A 19,954-nucleotide genomic window follows, 5' to 3' on the forward strand; every position below is an offset into this window, starting at 1 on the left:
CGCGCGATCCGCGGGGGCTATCCCAGGAGGAGGCCGCAGAGCAGCGCCGCTCCGGCCGGCAGGGCGGCAAGCCGGCCGCGGCTGCCCGGCCTGCCCCAGGTCAGCACCATCGCCAGGGCGAAGGCCGCCACCGTGGCGATGCCCAGCCAGGCCGAGACCGCAATGGCGGCATTCGGCCACCACCGGGCCGCCGGCCACACCGAAAGCACCAGCAGCCCCACCCCCGCCGCCTGCCACGGCCGGCGGTGTGCCGGATCGGGCTTGCGGCCCCGCAGTTCCTCGTGATGGCGCGGCATGGCGAGGGCCAGCGCGACGAAACCGGCGTAGCAGAGCGCCAGCGAAAGCCAGGGCAGCATGGTCATTCCCCCGGCACGCGGCTGACCGCGGCCCGCCGCGGTGCCTTCGGCGCGGGCTGGCGGCCGGGGCGGGCCTTCCAGGCGGCATAGCCGCAGCCGATCCCGCAGAGCAGCGCCACCAGGTCCACCGAGGCCAGCACCATGTTGCCCTGCCACAGCGCCAGCAGCAGATTCGACGGCCCGGTGGCGGCATTCAGCAGCGGCAGCGCCAGCAGCAGGGCGGCCCCCAGCCCCAGCTGTTCGCTCCAGGCCCGCTGCGGCCCGCGCAGGAAGGGGTGCAGCGCCGCGGCGGCCCAGAGCAGGAAGAAGGCCGCGATCTCCAGCCCCGCCCGGTCCGGCGCCTCTGCCGGGATCAGCCGGTTGGCCCAGAAATACCCCGCCGTGGCCAGCGTCAGGCCCGCAATCCCGCCGACGTTCAGCCGGTCCACCAGCCGCAAGCCGAAGGGCTGCGCCCCGGATTTCGCGTGCTTCGCCGCCCGCTTCGACACCCAGAGCACCAGCCCGCTGCCCACCATCACCGTGCCCGCCAGCCCGGCGATGAAGAACAGCCAGCGCAACCCGGTATCGGCGAAGCGCGCCCGGTGCAGCGCGCCGAGCGCCATGTTGACCTTCGCCACCGCCGAGGCCTCGGGCCGCCCCGTCGCCTCGATCAGCGCGCCGGTCAGCCCGTCGAAGCGCATCCGCTCCACCCCGTTGGAGCCGGAGCCGCTTTGCACCGTCACCACCGATTGCCGCAACGGCACCAACAGGATCTCCGGCCGCTCCGTGTCCAGCTTCTCGATCTGGATGCGCCCGACCGGCATCGCCCAGGCGGCCTCGGCCTGCGCCATCAGCGGGGCAAGCGCGGTCAGCTGCGGCAGGTCGTGGGGCGGCGCCACCTCAACCACGGCCGCCGGCGGCTGGCCCAGGCCGCGGCCAGCGGGGCGGTCGATCACGAAGGGCATCAGCGTGGCGACGAAGAGGACCAGCCCGGAGAAGGTGATCATCACATGATAGGGCAGCGCCAGCACCGCGGTCATGTTGTGCATGTCCAGCCAGGACCGCTGGCCCTTGCCGGGGCGGAAGGTGAAGAACTCCTTGAAGATTTTCTTGTGGGTGATCACGCCGGACAGGATCGCCACGAACATCGCCATGGTGGCGATGCCGACGATCCAGCGCGCCAGCTCGCGCGGCAGGCCGTGCAACTCGAAATGGAAGCGGTAGAGGAATTCGCCGCCCGCCGTCTCGCGCGGGTGCAGCACCTCGCCGGTGGTGGCGTCGATCACCGTGGCCGGCCCGCCGCGCCGCGCCGTCTCGCCCGGCTTGCTCCAGGACAGCGACAGCACCGGGCTGCGTTCGTCGGGCAGGGTGATGCTCCAGGCGGCGGCATCGGGGGCCAGTTCCGCCAGCCGGTCCAGCGCAAGGCCGGTGGGGTCGGCCGAGACCGCCGATCCGTGCAGCTCCGGCTTCATCCAGTAGGTCACCTCGCTGCGGAAATAGGCGATGGTGCCGGTCAGGAAGATCGCGAACAGCAGCCAGCCGAGCAGCAGCCCGGTCCAGGTGTGCAGCCAGGCCATCGACTGGCGGAAGCCGTTCTTCATGCCATGGCTCCCGGGACGAAGCAGAGGATCAGCGCGCAGAGGGCGGAAAGACCGAGGACCCAGGCCCAGGCCCTTGCCGCCGTCTTCGTCGCGAAGGCCAGGATCACGGCCAGCGCGAAGACCACGAAGGACAGCATCAGCGCAAGCTGTTCGGCGTCGCGCGGCGCCATCGGCACGATCCGGGCGAAGGCCGGGACGAACAGGTTGGCCAGCAGATAGCCGCCCGGCACTGCGGCCAGGCTGCGCGAGGCCACGTCGAGCCGGGACCGGGCCTGGTCGGAAAGGGCGAAGGAGGGGCGGGCGGGGGCTGACATGGGGTGATCCGCTGCGAAGGTCCGGGAAGAAATCTCCCCGCCCCGGATGCCCGGGACGGGGGACGCCTGCGGCCTGGGGAGCAGCGGCCGCGGGCGGGTGTCGCCTCAGCCTTTCGGCGCGATGCGGGTCAGCCGGTCGCCTTCGGCATCCTCCTCGCCGCGGGCCTTGTTGACGGCGAAGACCACGCCCTCGGGCGTGACGGTCAGGTGGTTCGGGAAGGACCCGCCGTCCAGGTTCGCCACGATCCCGCCGCCGGCGGCATCGACCACGGTGATGGTGTCCGAGGCGCGGTTGGCGACATAGAGCCTGCCCGACACCGGATCGAAGGCGACGTTCAGCGTCTGCGCCCCGACCGGGGTGTCGAACACCACTTCGCCGGTCGCGCCGTCCATCGCCAACACGTCGTCGCTGCCCTGCGAGGCGACGAAGACCCGCCCGCCGGCCGGGTCGATGGCGACGCCCGAGGCGGTCTTCGCCCCCGGCAGCGGGACCAGCGTGGCCTCGCGCGAGGCCAGGTCGATCCGCGCCAGTTCCGGCGTGGACAGCGAGACGGTGTAGAGCTGGCCCTTCTCCGCATCCAGCGCCAGGCTCATGGCGGCGAACTGGCCGCCGCGCTCGGCCGATTGCAGCGTGAAGCCCTCCAGCTTTTCCAGAGTCTTCAGATCGAATTCCTCGATCCGGGCGCGGTGGGTGCTGACATAGGCCCGCCCGCGCGCGGCGTCGATCACCACGTCACGCGGCTTCTCGACCGAGCCCGGGTCGAACTGCTTGACCAGCGACAGGTCGTCCTGCTTGTAGACCGCCACCGCCGAACTGCGGGTGTTGGTCACCCAGACCGTGCCGTTCTCATCGTCCACCGCGATGCCGAAGGCGCCGTAGATGCCGTTCGGCTCGTCCGCGAAGGGGGTGGCCTCGGCCAGCACCTCCAGCGTGGCGGCGTCGAGCTTCATGATCGTCGACGTGCCCTTGCCGCCCCGCCCGGTGGCCGAGGCGGTGAAGACCGCGCCGGCCTTGGCGCTGTAGGCGACCTGATAGACGCCGGGCGCCACCTTCACCGAGGCAACCTCATAGCCCTCAGCCCCCGAAAGCGGCACTTCGGGCGAGATCTTCAGGTCCACCACCGCGGCGCTGTCGGGCGCGGCGGCCTCGACCACCACCGGATGCAGGCCGACCACCGCATCCTGCGGCAGGGCGAAGCCGAAGCTGAAGCCGCCCTCGGCATCGGCCACCAGAGGCTCGGGCGACAGCGGGCTGCCGCCGCGGCGGAGCACCACCTCCTGCCCGGGGGCGAAGCCGGTGCCGGTCGCCACCACCTCGCCGCCGGGATAGGCGGGGCTGCGGTCGGGGCCGGAGAAGGCGACCCGGCCGGTAAAGGGCGCGGGGGCGTCGAACAGCGTCTCGGCGGGAAGCGCGGCGGCCGAGGCCAGCAGCGCGGCCAGCGCCAGCGCGGGGCGGGAGAAGCGAAGGGAAACGGTCATTTCTGGGTCCGGTTGTCAGGGAGGACCGGCCGCCGGTGGGGCGGCCGGAGGGATCAGAAGGTCGAGGTCAGGCCGATGTAGACACGGCGGCCGTCGTTGTAATTGGTGGTGCCGAAGGTCTTGTCGCCGATGTTGTAGATGCCGACCGACCCCATCACGCTCTCGGTGAAATCGTAGTCGAGACCGATGTCGAAGATCGCATGTTCGCCGATGCGGCTGTTGCCGGCATCGAAGGTGGCGCTGCGGTATTGCGCATTGCCCCAGACCGAAAGCACATCGGTGGCCTGCCAGTCGATGCCGAGGTTGGCCACATGCAGCGGGCTGTTGTTGAACCGGCCGCCGACATTGGCGCCCTTGGTGATCTTGGTGTCGGCATAGGTGTAGTTGAAGGCGAAATCGACGTCGCCCATCGTCCAGTCCACCGTGGCCTCGACCCCGTTCAGCTCGGCCGCGTCGCGGTTGACATACTGGTTGATCCACTTGATCGGATCGGTGGGGGTGTTCATGCCGCAATCGGTGGGCAGGCCCGGGACTGGAGTGTCATGGGCGCAGATCTGCTCGGTGGTGATCTTGTCCTTGAACCGGGTGTGATAGGCGGTCAGGCCGACCTGCACGCCGCCCTCGCTTTCCCAGATCATGCCAATCTCGAAGTTGGTGCTCTCCTCGGGCTTCAGGTTGGTGTTGCCCTGGTCGCGCGCCCGGCCGTCGCCGCCCGAGGGCTCGAAGATGTTGCTGTCGGCCTGTTTCAGCGTCGGCGTCTTGTAGCCGCCGCTGATGCCGCCCTTCACCGTCAGCGCATCGGTGGCGTGCCAGACCGCATAGAGCCGCGGGGTGACATGCGAACCGTAGCGCTCGTTCTCGTCGTAGCGCAGGCCGAAGGTCAGGGTCAGGTCCTCGGTGACGTGGAAGTTGTCCTCGCCGAAGACCGCCCAGTTCCAGCGGGTCATCTTCGGATCGACGTTCACCCGGTTGGGCGAATGCTTCGTCGTCTCGTCGCGGTAGTCGAAGCCCAGCGTCAGGTCGTGGCGGCCGAAGGTGAGGCTGGTCTTCGAGTTCAGGTTCAGCAGTTCGTAGCCCGAGACGTTGGAACCGTTGACGAAGGACACGTCCTCGTAGGTGAGGAAGGTGTTCGTCTCGTAGTCCTGGCCCCAGGTCAGCTTGTGATTCAGCGCGTAGTTCTTCCGCTCCACCTCGATGCCGCCCGGGGTGCTGCCCGGGGCCGAGCTGAGGTTCACCGTGTCGCTGTCGCTGAACACCGTCTCGAAATCCAGCGTCTGGTTGGCGTCGATCGACCAGGTGAGCCGGGCGCCCAGCGTCTTGCGCTCGGTGTCCTGCGATTGCGTGGAAACCGCGCCGCCGCGGCCCGCCACCAGCATCCCGGGCTTCGAGCGGTCGTGCAGCGATCCGAAGAAGGCCAGGCCCAGCTTGCCCTCGACGATGGGGCCGCTCAGGTAGAACCGCCCCTCGTGCGAGTTGCCGGCACCGCTTTCCTCGAAGTTGGTGTAGCCCAGCGTCACCGACCCCGACCAGACATCGGCCACCGGCTTGGTGATGATGTTGATCACCCCGCCCGAGGCGGCGGTGCCGTAGAGCGAGGACATCGGGCCGCGGATCACCTCGATCCGCTCGATGGCCGAGGGCGGCGGCAGGTAGGACATGGCGAGGCCCGAGCCGAAGCCGTTGTAGGTCGCCTCCTGCGAATTGCCGATGGGCTTGCCGTCCACCAGCGTCAGCACATAGCTTTCGCCCAGGCCGCGGATCGAGATCGTCTCCGAGCCCGAGCGCGACGAGGGCGAGGAGACGATGACGCCGGGCACGTCCTTCAACACGTCGGCGATGGTGGCATAGGGCTTCGAGGCGATCTCCTCGCCGTCGATCACCGTCATGGTGGCGGGCGCATCCGGCAGCGCCTGCGCCTGGCCGGTCGCGGTCAGCACGATGGTGCCCAGCTTCTGCGCCTTCTTCTGCTCTTCCTCGGTCAGCTCCTGCGCCGCGACCGCGCCGGCGGCCAGCAGCGGCAGGACCGAGCCCAGCGCCACCGCCCGCACCGGCAGGCACGCCAGCATGTCCGCGACGGAATTCTTCATGTCTTTCATATGGACACCCCTTGTCAAAAGCGCGGATCACCCTGACCGGAGGTGGGTTCGCGGCATTTCCACAAGGCTCCACGCGCGAGGGCGGCCCTCACTGAACCGAATTCATGAATTTTTTTGTCGGATTTAATTCCGTTGCTCCGGCGGGGCCGTTTCCCGGAGGCGTCGCCATTATGCAACAGCGGCCGACAGCGACCGCGGGGCCGGTGGACACTTCTGTCTCGCGGGAATAATTTTTTCCCAGCCAGTCCCGCGCCGCATCGGCAGACCCGCGAATCCCCCGAAAATCAGGATTTGCAGCGCGCGCCATGGCCCCATGCACCCGCACCGAACTCGCCCGTCTCTACGATGACGAAGGCGACCGCCTCGAACGGCAGATCGCCCGGCGCATCGGCAACCGCAGCATCGCCCGCGACCTGGTCCACGACATCTTCCTGCGGCTCTGGGAGCGGTCGGGCGAACTGCACGGCAATCCGGCGGCCTTCGTCACCCGGGCGGCGCAGAACGTCTCCATCGACCATTTGCGGCGCGAGCGGGTGCGCAACACCCACAGCGCCGGCCTCGCCGCCAACGATCCCGCGCCCGACCCAGCCTTCGCCACCCTGGCCGCCCGGCAATCCGGGCGGGCGGTGCGCGAGGCGATCCGCGACCTGCCCGAGACGACGCAGCGCCTGTTCCTGATGAACCGCGTCCAGGGGCTGAGCTTCCGCGAGATCGCCAGCCGCTACGGCATGTCGGAACGCAACGTGGCCAAGCACATGGCAAAGGCCGTGGCCAGCTGCGCCCGGGCGCTGGAACTCCCGCGCGGCGGATGAGGCCGCGCGGCCCCGCTACTCGGCCAGCCCGAATTCCACCATCTTGTCGGCCAGCTGCTCGATCCCGTCGATGGTGCGCATCGAGGGGTTCATCGCCTCGGCGCGCATGACGAAGTAATGGCCCGCCGCCACGGCCGGAATCCGGCTGGCGACCGGGTCGGTGGTCAGGAACTCCACCTTCCGGGCCGGATCGTCGCCCTCGTTGAAGCGGCGGTCCATCCCGGCCAGCACGATCACCGCCGGCTCGGCCCGGGCGATGGTCTCCCAGCCGACCCAGGGCCATTCGTCGTCCGAGGCGATCACGTTGCGGGCGCCTAGGCTGGCCAGCATGTAGGCGGGCGCGCCGTTGCTGCCGGCGACCGAGGCGTCCATCTCCATCTCGGGGCTGGTGAACCAGAACAGCACCGGCACGTCGCGGGCCTTCGCCGCGCGGGCCACCGCCCCGGCGGCGGGCGCCAGAAGCGGCGCAAGCAGCAGGGCGGCGAGGATCGGGCGAAGCCTCATGGCATGTCCTTTCGGGCGGGTTTCCAGGCGATCAGGATGAAGCGGCGGTAGACCCGGGTGCGCAGCCGGTTGCGCAAGCCTTGCGTCGCCCGCTGCGCCCGGGCGATGGGGCCATGCGGCAGTTCGCGGATGCCGGTAAAGCCCGCGGCTGCCAGCAGCGGCGCGAGGCGGTCGAAGGTCAGCCCTTCCGAGAAGGGCAGCCGCCGCATGATCCCGGCGTGGCGGTCGCTCAGCGCGCCGTCGTAATAGGCGTCCGGGGCGATCCGCTTCCACCGGGCGAGCACCCATGCCGCCCAACGGCCCCAAGGCGCGGGCCTGGTCCAGTCGCCGTCGTAGACCAGCAGCCGCCCGCCCGGGCGCAGGATGCGGAACCAGTCGGCGAAGGCGGCTTCCGGCTCGGTCAGGGTCCAGACCAGATGGCGGCAGAGGATGGCGTCGTAGCTGGCGTCCGGCTCCATCGTGCGCTGCGCATCGGCGTGGAGGAAGCGCAGCCGCGGCTTGCCTTCGTGCTTGGCCCGGGCCACCGCCAGCATCGGCTCGGCGAAGTCCAGCGCGGTGACGTCGTGGCCGAGGTCGTGGACCAGCCGCGTCACCTCGCCGGTGCCGCAGGCCAGTTCCAGCACCTTGAGCGGCGCCGGGCCGAGGAGCCGCATGGGTTCGGCCCAGGCGGCGGCCTCCGGCCCCGGGGCGATGTGGTGGCCGAAGGCGAGGTCGAAGGTTTCGGACCGCTTCGACCAATAGGCGCGGATTTCCTCGGCCAGATCGTGGTTGGCGGTCATTGCGGGTTGGCGGCCAGGATCGCCTCGAACCTTTCGCGGGCGCGGGCCGGCAGGTCCTCGGGCAGCGCCGGCGCAGGCGCATCGCCGACCTCGATCAGCATCACCATGCCCATGGCGAAATGGGGGGAACACTTGATGCCGTAGCTGCCCGGCACCGTCAGGGTGACGAAGAAATCCTCGTTGATCTTCGACTTGAACGGCTCCGCCCCCTCCGGGATCATGCCGTCGATGGCGGCGGCGTTGTGGCTGGGCTGGGTGGGCACGAAGCGCACGGTATCGCCGGGGGCGATGCTCAGGAACGAGGGTTCGTAGATCATCGGGCCGTTGTCGCTGCGGTTGAACATCTGCACCTCATGCGTCTCGGCAAGGGCGGGAGCGGCAAGCAGCATGAGGACAAGGGCGGCGGATTTCATCGGTCACTCCTGAAGGCAGTGGAAGCGGAACTGGGTGGCGTCGTCGGCGGGGTCGCGCAGCGGTGTGGCGCCGACGCGGAAGATCGCGGCAAGGCGGGCGGGGGTCAGCACCTCGGCCGGCGGGCCGCAGGCGGCAAGGCGGCCACCCTCCATCACCGCCAGCCGGTCGCAGCCCATGGCCTGGTTGAGGTCGTGCAGCGCCACGATCACCGTCACCGGCAGCCGGCTGACCAGCCGCAGCAGCGACAGCTGATGGTGGATGTCCAGATGGTTGGTCGGCTCGTCCAAGAGCAGCAGCCGCGGCCGCTGCGCCAGCGCGCGGGCGATATGGGTGCGCTGCCGCTCGCCGCCCGAAAGCGTGGCCCAGGGACGGCCGGCGAAGGCCGAAATGCCGATGGCGGCCATCGCCTCCTCGACGATGGCGGCATCTGCCGCGCCGAAGGGCGCCAACGCCGACAGCCAGGGGGTGCGCCCCAATTCCACCGCGTCGCGCACGCTCAGCGCCTCGGCGGTGTCGGCCTGCTGTTCCACCAGCGCGATGCGGCGGGCGATCTCGCGCCGGGACAGCGCGGCCAGCGGCACCCCGTCCAGCCGCACCTCGCCCGTCGCCCGCGGCAGCAGCCCGGCGACCAGCCGCAACAGCGTGGACTTGCCCGAGCCGTTGGGGCCGACCACGCCCAGGGTCTCGCCCGGGGCGACCTCCAGCGTTACCCCCTGCACGATGGCGCGGGGGCCGGCCGTCCAGCCGAGGGCATCGGCGGAGACCCTCACAGCCGCCTCCGGTTGCGGATCAGGATTAGGGCGAAGCCCGGCGCGCCGACCAGCGCGGTGACGACGCCGATCGGCACCACCTGCCCCGGGATCAACACGCGCGAGACGACATCGGCGGCGATCAGGAACACCGGCCCGGCCAGGGCGACAGCGGGCACCAGCGCCCCGTGGCGCGGCCCGGTCAGGAAGCGGGTGGCGTGCGGGATCACCAGCCCGACGAAGCCGATGGAGCCGACGAGGCTGACCATGCTGGCCGTCATCAGCGTGGTGGCGCCGATCAGCACCGCCTGCACCCGCCGCACCGGGATGCCCAAAGCGGCAGCGGAATCGGCGCCGAAGGAGAAGGCATCCATCGACCGCATGTGCCAGAGGCAGACGATGAACCCGGCCAGCGCCACCGGCACCGCCAGCGACACGTCGGGCCAGCGCACGCCGGACAGGTTGCCCAGAAGCCAGAACATGATCCCGCGCGCCTGTTCGGCATTGGCGGTCTTGGCGATGAAGAACGAGGTCAGCGCGTTGAACAGCTGCGACCCGGCGATGCCCGCCAGCACCAGCTGCGCCGGCCCGCCCCCCGCCGCCCGCGCCAGCGCCACCACCAGCAGGAAGGCCAGCGTCGCGCCGCCGAAGGCCCCGGCCGAGATGCCGACCAGCCCGCCGCCGACGCCCATGATCGTCACCGCCACCGCGCCGGTGGAGGCCCCGGCCGAGACGCCCAGCAGGTAGGGATCAGCCAGCGCGTTGCGGATCAGCGCCTGCAGCACCACGCCCGACAGCGCCAGCCCCGCGCCGCAGGCCGCCGCCACCAAAGTGCGCGGCAGGCGGTAGTTCCAGATGATCCCGGCCTCGATCGGGTCGACCGGATGTCCGGCATTCCACAGGTTGTTGGCGAAGACCGCCGCCACCGTCGAAAACGGCAGCGGCGTCTCGCCGATGACGACGCCCGCAAGGACCGCCACCAGCAGCACGGCAACCCCGGCCGCCCCGCGCCCGACGAGGGACCGGGCGCGAAGGCCGTGGGTTGCCGCGATGCTCATTTCAGGCCGAAGGCCGGCAGCGCCTCGGCCAGCACCTCCAGCGCCGCGACGTTGCGGATCGAGGGGTCCATCGAATGGGCGTCGAGAATGACGATGCGGCCGTTCTTCACCGCATCCATCTGGCTGGCCACCGGATCGGTCTTCAGGAACTCCAGCTTCTTCTCGACGTCATCCGCGTCGAAGCGGCGGCGCTCCATCCGGGCCACCACGATCACCGAAGGGTTGGCGCGGGCGATGGTCTCCCAGCTGACGGTCGGCCATTCCTCGTCGCTTTCCACCACGTTGCGCAGGCCCAGCTTCTCCATCATGTAGCCGGGCGGTCCCATGCGGCCGGCGACATAGGGGTCCACGTCCATCTCGGCCGAGGAGAACCAGAACACCGCCGAGGCATCGGTCAGGTCCAGCGCCTGCGCCTTCTCGATGGCGGCGGCCTCGCGCGCCTTCAGGCCGGCGACCAGTTCCTCGCCCTTCTCGGGGACATCGAAGATCTGGCTCAGTTCGGTCACGCCGGCATAGATGCTGTCCATCTCGAACATCGCCAGCCGGGTGCCGTCCGAGCCGGCGGTGTTGTCCTTCTTCCAGCAGTCGGCCGGCAGGATGTAGGTCGGAATGCCGACATCGGCGAACTGCTCGCGGGTGGCGACGATGCCCTGCGGGCCGATGTGCCATTCATACTGGATGGCGACGAGACCGGGCTTCTTCGCCAACACGGATTCGAAGCTGGGGTCGTTGTCGGCCAGCCGTTCGACCTGCGCGTTGACCTCGGCGAATTCGGGCAGAACTTCGGTGAACCAGACCGAGGTGCCCAGCACCTTGTCGCCGAGGCCCAGCGAATAGAGGATCTCGGTCGCGGCCTGGCCCACGGTCACGGCGCTTTCGGGCGCCTTGTCGAAGGTCAGGTCGACGCCGCAGTTCTTCAGGCTCAGCGGATAGGCGGTCTCGGCCGCGGCGGGCAGCGCGAGACAGGCCGCACCCAGCAGGGCGGCCGTCAGGGAACGGGCGAACATGGATCGTCTCCGGTGTGTGATGCGACCGGAGACGGGAAGGGGACGCCGGCCCGGAAGCTGGCCCGCGCAAGGCTGCGCGCGCTGGCGGTCTGCGGTGCCGTGGGGCACCTTGGGGCAAAGATCATCCGACACCTCCCCGGACACCCCGCCCGGGCCGCGTTGAAGTTACGTCGGCAGGTCTCCTGACTGGCGGGTCGTCGGGCTTTGCGGCCTTCCCATGGTTTGCACCACAGTGGCGTGTTCGCAAAAACCCTCACCGCCTACAGTTGCGGGGGCAGTTCCGGTTCACCGGACAGGTCCGGCGACGGATTCCCTTTCAATTCCTTGCGGAAACCGACAGCGATCCGACTACCCCGCCCTGCCCCTCCGGGCAAGGGAAATGTTCGGGGAGGCGAGTCCGGACCCGGCCCGTCGGCGGCACCGCGGGCGTGCCCGGCGCAGGAAAGGGGGCGCTACCCTCTCGCCGCTACGCGCCCCACTCCCGGGATTTTTGGCGAGATGAAACAACCGAATCGCTTCAGGTTGACCCCACGGTGCAGAGTGAAAGCGCCGCGCCTCCCCTGTGCAGGCGGCCCGAGGCGCGGCGCCCCTCTTCGCTCCGGCGTGGCTTTCATCTTGGCAAAAATACTCCGGGGGTGCGGGGGCTGGCCCCCGCCTGCGACGGCTCAGAACTCCACCCCCGGCTGCGCCTTGATTCCGGCGCGGAACGGGTGCTTCACCACCTGCATCTCGGTCACCAGGTCGGCCAGTTCGATCAGTTCGGGCTTCGCGTTGCGCCCGGTCAGCACCACATGGGTCATCGGCGGCTTTTCATCGCGCAGGAAGGCCGCCACCTCGGCCGCGTCGAGATAATCGTAGCGCAGCGCGATGTTGATCTCGTCCAGCAGCACCATGCGGTTCGCGGGATCGCGGATCAGCTCCTTCGCCTTCTCCCAGCCCGCCCGCGCCGCCGCCTTGTCGCGGGCCAGGTCCTGGGTCTCCCAGGTGAAGCCCTCGCCCATGGTGTGGAACTTGCACAGATCGCCGAAATGGCCGGTCAGCAGCTCGCGCTCGCCCGTGGCCATGGCGCCCTTGATGAACTGCACCACCGCGCAGGGCATCCCGTGGGCGACGCAGCGCAGGATCATGCCGAAGGCCGAGGAGGACTTGCCCTTGCCCGGCCCGGTATGGACGATGACCAGCCCCTTCTCGCCGGTCTTTTCCTCCATCATCCGGTCGCGCGCGGCCTTGATCCTGGCCTTCTTGGCGGCATGGGCGGCTTCTTCCGCGGTCATGCTGTCGTCGGTCATCTGCCCTCTCCTTGACTTTCGCGCCGCAAAGTGGCTTGGCTCCTGCCATCGCTGGTTCCTGCTTATGGCAGGCGAAGAGGGAATGCGACAGCCCGACGCCGAAAGGCCGGGGTGAAGCGCAGCCGCCCCCGCGACCGTGACCGGAGAGGTCGCCCGACCGCCACTGGGGAATACCCCGGGAAGGCAGGGCGCCCGCCGGGGGTTCCGCCCCCGACATCCGCAAGCCGGGAGACCTGCCAGCGCCGGCCCCTGTCCAGGGGGCTGTCCGTAGCCGCGGCCGGGGTGTGCCGCAGACCGGAGTTGCCCGCGCGGCATCCCCGAGTCTTCGCGACCCCGTCCGCCCCCGATCGTCTGGCCGGAGGGGCCGATGCGCGATGTGATGGAACTGGTGGTCTGCACCACCTGCCGCCTGCCCGGCGCCGACCCGGCAGCGCCCCGCGACGGCGCGCGGCTCTCCGCCGCGCTGGCCGCGGCCGGCATCCCCCACCGCCGGCAGGAATGCCTCTCGGCCTGCGACAACGGCTGCGCCGTGGTCTTCCGCGGCCCCGGCCGCTGGACCTATGTCCAGGGCGCGCTGGACCCCGACCGCCACCTGCCCGACCTGCTGGAGATGATCCGCGCCTATGCCGCAGCGCCCGACGGCGTGGTGCCCTGGCGCCAGCGCCCCGAGGTCATCCGCAAGAACACCATCGTCCGCATCCCGCCACCGGAGGCCCCCCATGTCGCTTGAAAAGACCCCCGTCACCATCGTCACCGGCTTCCTCGGCGCCGGCAAGACCACGCTGATCCGCCACCTGCTGCAGAACCCCGGTGGGCGGCGGCTGGCCGTGCTGGTCAACGAATTCGGCGACGTCGGCGTGGACGGCGATCTGATCCGCGCCTGCGCCGACGCCATGTGCCCCGAGGCCAACATCGTCGAGCTGACCAACGGCTGCATCTGCTGCACCGTGGCCGACGAGTTCATCCCCTCGATCGAGCGGCTGATGGCGCTTAGCCCTCGCCCCGACCATATCGTGATCGAGACCTCGGGGCTGGCGCTGCCGAAGCCGCTCCTCAAGGCCTTCGACTGGCCCGACCTGCGCTCGAAGATCACCATCGACGGCGTGGTCGCCGTGGCCGATGCCGAGGCGGTGGCCGCGGGCCTCTTCACCCCCGACCCCGCCCGCCCCGGCAGCGTGGCCGAGGCCGGCGCCGACCATGAAACCCCGCTCTCCGAGGTGTTCGAGGACCAGATCGCCTGCGCCGACCTGGTGCTTCTGTCCAAGGCCGACCTCGCCGGCGAATCCGGGCTGGAGGCCGCGAAGGCGGTGATCGCCGCCGAGGCGCCGCGCCCGCTGCCGATGCTGCCGCTGACCGAGGGCGTGATCGACGCCCGCGTCGTCCTCGGCATCGGCGCCGCTGCCGAGGACGGCATCGACGCCCGCCCCTCGCACCACGACGGCGAGGCGGAGCACGACCACGACGATTTCGACACCCTCGTGGTAGACCTGCCCGAGGTGGACGACCCCGAGGCTTTGGCCGCGAAGGTGGCGGCGCTGGCCGGGGCGCAAGGCATCCTGCGGGTGAAGGGCCATGTCGCGGTGGCGGGCAAGCCGATGCGCCTTCTGGTGCAGGCCGTGGGCGCCCGCGTCCGCCACCAGTTCGACCGCCCCTGGGGCGCGCAGCCCCGGCAGGGCCGGCTGGTGGTGATCGCCGAGAAGGGCGACCTCGACGCTGCGGCGGTGCGGGCGGCGCTGGCCTGATGCACGTCCTTTTCCGCGAAAGCCACGGGCTGGAGGAGACGGCCGCGCCGCAGGATCTCGGGCAGGCGCCCGCGGACCTCGTGGTGCTGTCCTTCTCCGACAGCGACCTCGGCGCTTTCGCGGCGGGCTGGCGGCGCGGGCGCGAGGGGCTGCCCGGGCTGCGGCTGGCGAACCTTTCCGCCCTGACCCATCCGCTGTCGGTGGACACCTACATCGACCGCACTCTTTGTCATGCGAAAGGCATCCTGATCCGCCTGATCGGCGGCGCCTCCTGGTGGGCCTATGGCGTGGAGCAGGTCGCACGGCTGGCCCGCGCGCATGGCATCGCGCTGGCGATCCTGCCCGCCGACGGCCGCCCCGACCCCGCGCTGGACGCGGCCTCCACCCTGCCGGTCTCCACCCTGCGCCGGTTGCAAGGCCTCTGCGAAGCCGGGGGCGAAATCGCCGCCCAGGGAGCCTTGGCGCAGCTGGCGCTGGCCGCCGGCCTCTACGCCGGCCCCGTCCCCGGCCCAAAGACCCTGCCGCCCTTCGGCCTCTGGCACCCCGACACCGGCCTCCTGCCCGAGGCCCCCGCGGGGGATGCGCCGCTGATCGCAATCCCCTTCTACCGAGCCTGGGCCGCCGCCGCCGACACCGCCGGCATCGCCGCCCTGATCCGCGGCTTCGAGACGGCGGGCTTCCGCGCCCTCGGCCTGTTCGTCCCGAGCCTGAAGGATGACGCCGCTGCCGACTGGCTGCGCGGGGCCCTTGCCGTTCTGGCCCCGACAGCCGTGGTCAACACCACCGCCTTCTCCGCCCGCGCCAAGGAAGGCTCGCCCCTCGACGCCGCAGGGGTGCCGGTGTTCCAGGCGATCCACGCCACCTCCACCCGCGCCGCATGGCAGGCCTCCGACCGCGGCCTCTCCCCCGCCGATCTCGCCATGCACGTCGCCTTGCCCGAGGTCGACGGCCGCCTCGGCGCCGGGGTGATCTCGTTCAAGGACACCGCCCCGCCCGACCCCGACCTGCAATTCGCCCGCGCCGCCCATGCGCCCGATGCCGAGCGCATCGCCGCCACCGTCACCCGCGTTGCCGCATGGCACCGCCTCGCCACGCTGCCGCCGCGGGAGAAGCGGGTGGCGCTGGTGCTGTCCACTTACCCCGGCAAGGCGCATCGGATGGCCCATGCCGTCGGCCTCGACGCGCTGGCCTCCGCCGAGGCCATGCTCGAAGACCTTGCCGCCGCAGGCTACGCCATCGCCCCCGGCGCGCCGCTGGAACAGGCGCTGACCCAGACGATCCTCTGGCCCCTGCCTGCCTACCGCGCGGCATTGGCAACCCTGCCTCAGCCCCTGCGCGACCGCGTCCTCACCACCCATGGCGCGCCCGAGGACGACCCCGCCGTCACCCAAGGCGCCTTCGCCTTCGCCGCCACCCGCCGCGGCCGCGCCCTCGTCGTCCTGCAACCCGAACGCAGCCGCGGCCCGGACCGGGAGGGGGAATACCACGACACCACCCGCATCCCCTGCCACGCCTATGTCGCCTTCTACCTCTGGCTGCGGCAACAGGCCGACGCCTTGGTCCATATCGGCGCCCATGGCACGCTGGAATGGCTGCCCGGCAAATCCGCCGCCCTTTCCGGCGCCTGCTGGCCCGAGGCGCTGGCCGGCCCGCTGCCCGTCCTCTACCCCTTCATCGTCAACGACCCGGGCGAGGCCGCGCAGGCCCGCCGCCGCCTCGGCGCCGTCACCCTCGGCCACCTGCCGCCGCCTCTGGCCGACGCCGATCTCCCTCCGGCGCTCCACCGCCTCGAACGGCTGCTGGACGAGTATTCCACCGCCGACGGGCTCGACCCCGCCCGCCGCACCCGCCTGATCGCCGCCATCCGCTCCGAGGCGCAATCGGCCGGGGTGGAGGACGACCTCGGCATCCCCGCCAGCGCCAGCCCCGCCGAAGCCATCCCCCGGATCGACCGCTTCGTCTGCGACCTGAAGGAAAGCCAGTTCGGCGAGGGCCTGCACATCTGGGGCCGCGGCACCCCCCTGCCATTTCATCTTGCCCCAAATATCCCGGGGTCCGGGGCAGCGCCCCGGGGGCCGGCCACAGGCGACCCCGCTTCCATAGAAGCCGAGAAGGCCGCCCTCCTCGCCGCCCTCGCCGGCCGACCCGTCGCCCCCGGCCCCTCCGGCTCGCCCTTCCGCGGCCGCGGGGATGTGCTGCCCACGGGCCGCAACCTCTACGGCATCGACCCGCGCGCGGTGCCGTCGCGGGCGGCCCATGCCCAGGGGGTGAAGCTGGCCGAGGAGCTGGTCCGCCGCCACCTGCAGGACCAAGGCGACTACCCGCGCGGGCTGGTGGTCAACCTCTGGGGCAGCGCCACCATGCGCACCGCCGGCGAGGAATTCGCCATGGCGTTGCACCTCGCCGGGCTGGCGCCGGTCTGGGACGAAGGCTCCGACCGGGTGACCGGGTTCGAGGTGATCCCGCTGGCGCTGATGGACCGGCCGCGGGTGGAGGTCACCTTGCGGGTCTCCGGCCTCTTCCGCGATGTCTTCCCCTACCTCGCCGCCCTGTTCGAGGCCGGGGCCGAGGCGTTGCGCCGCCGCGACGAGGCCGCCGACATGAACCCCTATACCGCCGCGCCGGAAGGCCCCCGCGTCTTCGCCCCCGCGCCGGGCAGCTATGGCCTCGGCCTTTCCACCGACAACCTGACCGAGGAGGCCCGCCGCGCCGCGGGCGATGCCTGGCTGGCCGCCTCCTCCCATTCCGCCGCCGGGGAACCGGCCCGCGCGGCGCTGGAAGCCCGCCTGCGCGGGGCGGAGGCCTTCATTCACGCCCAGGACCTGCCCGAGACCGACCTGCTGCTGGCCGAGGACTACGCCGCCCACGAGGCCGGCTTCGCCGCCGCCATGGCCCGGCTCGGGGCACCTGTCCCCGCACTCTACCACCTCGACGCCACCCGCCCCGACGCGCCGAAGGCCCGGCCGCTGGCCGAGGAGATCGCCCGCGTCACCCGCGCCCGCGCCGCCAACCCGCGCTGGATCGCGGGGATGATGCGCCACGGCTTCCGCGGTGCGGCCGAGATCGCGGCGACGCTGGACCACCTCGCCGCCTTCGCCCATCTCGCCGGTGTGGTCCCGGCGCATCTCTTCGACCTCTACCACGAGGCCACGCTGGGCACGCCCGAGGTGCGCACCTTCCTGGCCGAGGCCAACCCGGGCGCGCTGGCCGCGATGGAGGCCCGCTTCGCCGCCTTGGCCGAGGCGGGGCTCTGGCAGTCGCGGTCGAACAGCCGCGCGATGGGGGTGGCATGAGCGGTCGGGTTCAGGGCCAGATTCGGGGCTGGTGCCCCGGCGCGCTGCGGCCGATGCCCTCGGGCGACGGGCTGGTGGTGCGGGTGCGGCCGCAAGGCTCGCGCCTGACCGTGGAACAGGCCCTCGCGCTGGCCGGGCTGGCCGAGGCGCAGGGCAACGGCCTGATCGACCTCGGCACCCGCGCCCATGTGCAGTTGCGCGGGGTGCGGGAGGAGAGCCTGCCGCAGGTCCACGCTGCGCTGTCCGGTCTCGGCCTGCTCGACCCCGACGCCGGGACCGAGGCGCGGCGGAACATTCTGACCACGCCCTGCTGGGACGGGCCGGAGACGCCCGCGCTGGTCGCCGCCTTGGAATCGGCGCTGGCCGATGGACCGACGCTGCCGCCGAAGTTCGGCTTCGCGGTGGACAGCGGGGCGGAGGCGGTGCTGGGGGCCGCTTCCGCCGATATCCGCATCGAGCGCAGCCGGCAGGGCCTGATCCTCCGCGCCGATGGCATGGCCTCGGGCGAATCCGTCTCGCCGGCCGAAGCCCCGGAGCGTGCGGTGGCGCTGGCCCGCTGGTTCGCCGCCCACCGCGGCGAACACACCCGCATGGCCCGGCTGATCGCCTCCGGCCTCCTGCCGCCGCTCGGCGCCGCCGAACACCCATTGCAAGGCCCGCCCTTGCCCCCCGGCGACACCCCGTTCGGCGCCTGTTTCGCCCTGCCCTTCGGCCAGATGACCGCCGCCACCCTGCGGGCGCTGGCGGTGGCGCCGCTGCGGCTGACCCCTTGGCGCTCGGTGGTGGTCGAAGGCATCCACGGCCTGCCCTGCCCGCCCGGCCTGATCGCCGATTCCGCCGACCCGCTCCTCCGCGTCGCCGCCTGCACCGGCGCGCCGGGCTGCGCCTCGGCCAGCGTCGAGACCCGGGCCCTGGCCCGCCGCCTCGCGCCCCTCGTGCCGCCGGGCTGCACCCTGCATGTCAGCGGCTGCGCCAAGGGCTGCGCGCATCCCGGCCCGGCCGAGGCCACCCTGACGGGGCGCGACGGCCGCTTCGACCTGATCCTGAACGGTCCCGCCAACGGCACTCCGCTGGCGCGCGGCCTGACCGAAGACCAACTCACCGAACGCTTGCGAGGTCCTCTTGCCCCACGCCTATGAAACCGACGGCGCCGCGATCTACCGCGCCAGCTTCGCCACCATCCGCGCCGAGGCCGACCTCGCCCGCTTCACCGCCGAGGAGGAAGTGGTCGCCGTCCGCATGATCCACGCCAGCGGCATGGTGGAGCTTGCCCCCCATATCCGCTTCGCCCCCGGCTTCGCCACCGCCGCCCGCGCGGCGCTGGAAGGGGGGGCGCCGGTCCTCTGCGATGCGCGGATGGTCTCCGAGGGCATCACCCGCGCCCGCCTGCCGGCCGGGAACCGGGTGATCTGCACCCTGCAGGACCCGCAGGTTCCCGCCCTCGCCGCCCGCATCGGCAACACCCGCTCGGCGGCGGCGGTAGAGCTGTGGCGGCCGCATCTGGCCGGCGCGGTGGTCGCCATCGGCAATGCCCCGACCGCGCTGTTCCATCTGCTGAACCTGCTGGAAGACCCGGCCTTCCCCCGCCCCGCGGCGATCATCGGCTGCCCGGTCGGCTTCATCGGCGCCGCCGAGTCGAAGGCCGCGCTGGTGCAGGACGATCCGCTGCCCTGGTGCGTGGTCGACGGAAGGCTCGGCGGCTCGGCGATCACCGTCGCCGCGGTCAACGCCCTGGCCAGCCGGAGGGAATGATGGCAAAGATCATCTGCATCGGCCTCGGCCCCGGCGACCCGGAGCTGATGAGCGTCAAGGCCCGCCGGCTGCTGTCCGAGGCGAAGGTGGTGGCCTATTTCCGCAAGGCCGGGCGGGCGGGCCAGGCCCGGCGGATGGTCGAGGGGCTGATCCCGGCGGGCGCCGAGGAATGGCCGATGGAATACCCGGTGACCACCGAGATCGCCTTCGACGATCCGGCCTACAACGCCGCGCTGGCCCCGTTCTACGACGCCTGGGCGGCGCGGCTGGCAGCGGCACCGGACGGGGCGGTGGTGCTCTGCGAGGGCGATCCCTTCCTCTACGGCAGCTTCATGCACCTGCATTCGCGGCTGCCCGCGGGGTCGGTCGAGGTGGTGCCCGGCATCCCCGGCATGGCCGGATGCTGGACGGCGACGGGGATGCCGATCACTTGGGGCGACGACGTGCTGACCGTGCTGCCCGCCACCCTGCCGCAGGCGGAACTGGCGCGCCGCGCCGCCGATACCGATGCGCTGGTGGTGATGAAGATCGGCCGCAACCTGCCCCGCCTGCGCGCCGCACTGAAGGCGGCCGGGCGGCTGGAGGACGCCTGGCTGGTCGAGCACGGCACCATGCCGGGAGAGCGGGTGCGGCGGCTGGCGGAGGTGGAGGAGGAGGCGCCCTATTTCTCCATCGCGCTGGTGCATGGGCGGGGGAGGCGGCCGTGACATCTGCTGCGCAGCCGGAGGTT

General features: G+C 71.5%; 19 protein-coding genes and 2 riboswitches. Of the genes, 7 read left to right on the top strand and 12 right to left on the bottom strand.

What is annotated here, in order from left to right; genetic code table 11:
* Positions 1–17: 17 nt before the first annotated feature.
* The 5 genes from G5B31_RS10210 to G5B31_RS10230 form a co-directional block, all read right to left on the bottom strand.
* Entirely contained in the window at positions 18–356 is a 339-nt protein-coding gene (locus G5B31_RS10210) for a DUF3325 domain-containing protein (protein WP_165016886.1), read from the bottom strand.
* A gap of 2 nt (positions 357–358) precedes the next feature.
* Positions 359–1,936, bottom strand: coding sequence for a PepSY domain-containing protein (locus tag G5B31_RS10215; RefSeq protein ID WP_165016889.1), 1,578 nt, complete (start codon positions 1,934–1,936; stop codon positions 359–361).
* Complete coding sequence (locus G5B31_RS10220; protein WP_165016892.1) at positions 1,933–2,250, bottom strand: iron transporter; 318 nt, start codon at positions 2,248–2,250, stop codon at positions 1,933–1,935. Before G5B31_RS10220 ends, G5B31_RS10215 begins: the two co-directional genes overlap by 4 nt.
* Positions 2,251–2,355: 105 nt before the next feature.
* Positions 2,356–3,729, bottom strand: a complete 1,374-nt coding sequence (locus G5B31_RS10225; protein WP_165016895.1) for a hypothetical protein — start codon at positions 3,727–3,729, stop codon at positions 2,356–2,358.
* A 53-nt stretch (positions 3,730–3,782) separates the two neighbouring features.
* Positions 3,783–5,825 carry a TonB-dependent receptor domain-containing protein gene (locus G5B31_RS10230; protein ID WP_165016898.1) on the bottom strand — a complete coding sequence of 681 codons (2,043 nt, stop codon included), beginning with the start codon at positions 5,823–5,825 and terminating at the stop codon, positions 3,783–3,785.
* A gap of 305 nt (positions 5,826–6,130) precedes the next feature.
* Here G5B31_RS10230 and G5B31_RS10235 point away from each other — a divergent pair, with 305 nt between their 5' ends.
* The gene (locus tag G5B31_RS10235; protein ID WP_165016901.1) at positions 6,131–6,637 is read left to right on the top strand and encodes an RNA polymerase sigma factor; all 507 of its coding nucleotides are present in this window, start codon (positions 6,131–6,133) and stop codon (positions 6,635–6,637) included.
* A gap of 15 nt (positions 6,638–6,652) precedes the next feature.
* Here G5B31_RS10235 and G5B31_RS10240 read toward each other — a convergent pair whose 3' ends face one another.
* The 7 genes from G5B31_RS10240 to cobO form a co-directional block, all read right to left on the bottom strand.
* Positions 6,653–7,141 (bottom strand): ABC transporter substrate-binding protein, encoded by a 489-nt coding sequence (locus G5B31_RS10240; protein ID WP_165016904.1) that lies wholly within the window; start codon positions 7,139–7,141, stop codon positions 6,653–6,655.
* Positions 7,138–7,920 (bottom strand): class I SAM-dependent methyltransferase, encoded by a 783-nt coding sequence (locus G5B31_RS10245; protein WP_165016907.1) that lies wholly within the window; start codon positions 7,918–7,920, stop codon positions 7,138–7,140. Before G5B31_RS10245 ends, G5B31_RS10240 begins: the two co-directional genes overlap by 4 nt.
* Positions 7,917–8,333, bottom strand: a complete 417-nt coding sequence (locus tag G5B31_RS10250) for a pseudoazurin (RefSeq protein WP_165016910.1) — start codon at positions 8,331–8,333, stop codon at positions 7,917–7,919. The genes G5B31_RS10245 and G5B31_RS10250 overlap by 4 nt, the downstream gene beginning before the upstream one ends.
* Before the next feature lie 3 nt (positions 8,334–8,336).
* Positions 8,337–9,104: an ABC transporter ATP-binding protein gene (locus G5B31_RS10255; RefSeq protein WP_165016913.1), complete on the bottom strand. Its 768-nt coding sequence runs from the start codon at positions 9,102–9,104 to the stop codon at positions 8,337–8,339.
* The gene (locus G5B31_RS10260) at positions 9,101–10,141 is read right to left on the bottom strand and encodes an iron ABC transporter permease (RefSeq protein ID WP_165016916.1); all 1,041 of its coding nucleotides are present in this window, start codon (positions 10,139–10,141) and stop codon (positions 9,101–9,103) included. Before G5B31_RS10260 ends, G5B31_RS10255 begins: the two co-directional genes overlap by 4 nt.
* The gene (locus G5B31_RS10265) at positions 10,138–11,148 is read right to left on the bottom strand and encodes an ABC transporter substrate-binding protein (RefSeq protein ID WP_165016919.1); all 1,011 of its coding nucleotides are present in this window, start codon (positions 11,146–11,148) and stop codon (positions 10,138–10,140) included. The genes G5B31_RS10260 and G5B31_RS10265 overlap by 4 nt, the downstream gene beginning before the upstream one ends.
* A gap of 154 nt (positions 11,149–11,302) precedes the next feature.
* A riboswitch (cobalamin riboswitch) is annotated at positions 11,303–11,501 on the bottom strand.
* A 312-nt stretch (positions 11,502–11,813) separates the two neighbouring features.
* The gene (gene cobO / locus G5B31_RS10270; RefSeq protein WP_165016922.1) at positions 11,814–12,437 is read right to left on the bottom strand and encodes a cob(I)yrinic acid a,c-diamide adenosyltransferase; all 624 of its coding nucleotides are present in this window, start codon (positions 12,435–12,437) and stop codon (positions 11,814–11,816) included.
* A 35-nt stretch (positions 12,438–12,472) separates the two neighbouring features.
* A riboswitch (cobalamin riboswitch) is annotated at positions 12,473–12,693 on the top strand.
* A 111-nt stretch (positions 12,694–12,804) separates the two neighbouring features.
* On the opposite strand from cobO, the gene G5B31_RS10275 reads away from it, so the two are divergent.
* From G5B31_RS10275 to cobI, 6 genes are read left to right on the top strand one after another with little or no spacing between them, the layout of a single operon-like run.
* On the top strand, positions 12,805–13,167 hold the full coding sequence (locus G5B31_RS10275; protein WP_165016925.1) for a DUF1636 domain-containing protein: 363 nt from the start codon (positions 12,805–12,807) through the stop codon (positions 13,165–13,167).
* Complete coding sequence (gene cobW, locus G5B31_RS10280; protein ID WP_165016927.1) at positions 13,157–14,179, top strand: cobalamin biosynthesis protein CobW; 1,023 nt, start codon at positions 13,157–13,159, stop codon at positions 14,177–14,179. Before G5B31_RS10275 ends, cobW begins: the two co-directional genes overlap by 11 nt.
* Complete coding sequence (cobN, locus tag G5B31_RS10285; RefSeq protein WP_165016929.1) at positions 14,179–17,472, top strand: cobaltochelatase subunit CobN; 3,294 nt, start codon at positions 14,179–14,181, stop codon at positions 17,470–17,472. The genes cobW and cobN overlap by 1 nt, the downstream gene beginning before the upstream one ends.
* A complete protein-coding gene (cobG, locus tag G5B31_RS10290; RefSeq protein WP_165016932.1) occupies positions 17,469–18,611 on the top strand; it encodes a precorrin-3B synthase in 1,143 nt (380 codons plus the stop codon). Before cobN ends, cobG begins: the two co-directional genes overlap by 4 nt.
* Positions 18,595–19,224, top strand: a complete 630-nt coding sequence (locus tag G5B31_RS10295; RefSeq protein WP_165016935.1) for a precorrin-8X methylmutase — start codon at positions 18,595–18,597, stop codon at positions 19,222–19,224. The genes cobG and G5B31_RS10295 overlap by 17 nt, the downstream gene beginning before the upstream one ends.
* Positions 19,224–19,931, top strand: a complete 708-nt coding sequence (cobI, locus tag G5B31_RS10300; protein WP_165016938.1) for a precorrin-2 C(20)-methyltransferase — start codon at positions 19,224–19,226, stop codon at positions 19,929–19,931. The genes G5B31_RS10295 and cobI overlap by 1 nt, the downstream gene beginning before the upstream one ends.
* Positions 19,932–19,954 lie beyond the last annotated feature (23 nt).

Source organism: Rhodobacter sp. SGA-6-6 (assembly GCF_011043545.1).
Taxonomy (GTDB): Bacteria; Pseudomonadota; Alphaproteobacteria; order Rhodobacterales; family Rhodobacteraceae; genus Pseudogemmobacter.

Coding starts and splice junctions, on each gene's coding strand:
- G5B31_RS10265 (WP_165016919.1), bottom strand. CDS start 11,148: ATGTTCGCCCGTTCCCTGACGGCCGCCCTGCTGGGTGCGGCCTGTCTC.
- G5B31_RS10220 (WP_165016892.1), bottom strand. CDS start 2,250: ATGTCAGCCCCCGCCCGCCCCTCCTTCGCCCTTTCCGACCAGGCCCGG.
- cobN (WP_165016929.1), top strand. CDS start 14,179: ATGCACGTCCTTTTCCGCGAAAGCCACGGGCTGGAGGAGACGGCCGCG.
- G5B31_RS10260 (WP_165016916.1), bottom strand. CDS start 10,141: ATGAGCATCGCGGCAACCCACGGCCTTCGCGCCCGGTCCCTCGTCGGG.
- G5B31_RS10230 (WP_165016898.1), bottom strand. CDS start 5,825: ATGAAAGACATGAAGAATTCCGTCGCGGACATGCTGGCGTGCCTGCCG.
- G5B31_RS10235 (WP_165016901.1), top strand. CDS start 6,131: ATGGCCCCATGCACCCGCACCGAACTCGCCCGTCTCTACGATGACGAA.
- G5B31_RS10275 (WP_165016925.1), top strand. CDS start 12,805: ATGCGCGATGTGATGGAACTGGTGGTCTGCACCACCTGCCGCCTGCCC.
- G5B31_RS10210 (WP_165016886.1), bottom strand. CDS start 356: ATGCTGCCCTGGCTTTCGCTGGCGCTCTGCTACGCCGGTTTCGTCGCG.
- G5B31_RS10250 (WP_165016910.1), bottom strand. CDS start 8,333: ATGAAATCCGCCGCCCTTGTCCTCATGCTGCTTGCCGCTCCCGCCCTT.
- G5B31_RS10240 (WP_165016904.1), bottom strand. CDS start 7,141: ATGAGGCTTCGCCCGATCCTCGCCGCCCTGCTGCTTGCGCCGCTTCTG.
- cobI (WP_165016938.1), top strand. CDS start 19,224: ATGGCAAAGATCATCTGCATCGGCCTCGGCCCCGGCGACCCGGAGCTG.
- cobO (WP_165016922.1), bottom strand. CDS start 12,437: ATGACCGACGACAGCATGACCGCGGAAGAAGCCGCCCATGCCGCCAAG.
- G5B31_RS10245 (WP_165016907.1), bottom strand. CDS start 7,920: ATGACCGCCAACCACGATCTGGCCGAGGAAATCCGCGCCTATTGGTCG.
- G5B31_RS10215 (WP_165016889.1), bottom strand. CDS start 1,936: ATGAAGAACGGCTTCCGCCAGTCGATGGCCTGGCTGCACACCTGGACC.
- G5B31_RS10225 (WP_165016895.1), bottom strand. CDS start 3,729: ATGACCGTTTCCCTTCGCTTCTCCCGCCCCGCGCTGGCGCTGGCCGCG.
- cobG (WP_165016932.1), top strand. CDS start 17,469: ATGAGCGGTCGGGTTCAGGGCCAGATTCGGGGCTGGTGCCCCGGCGCG.
- cobW (WP_165016927.1), top strand. CDS start 13,157: ATGTCGCTTGAAAAGACCCCCGTCACCATCGTCACCGGCTTCCTCGGC.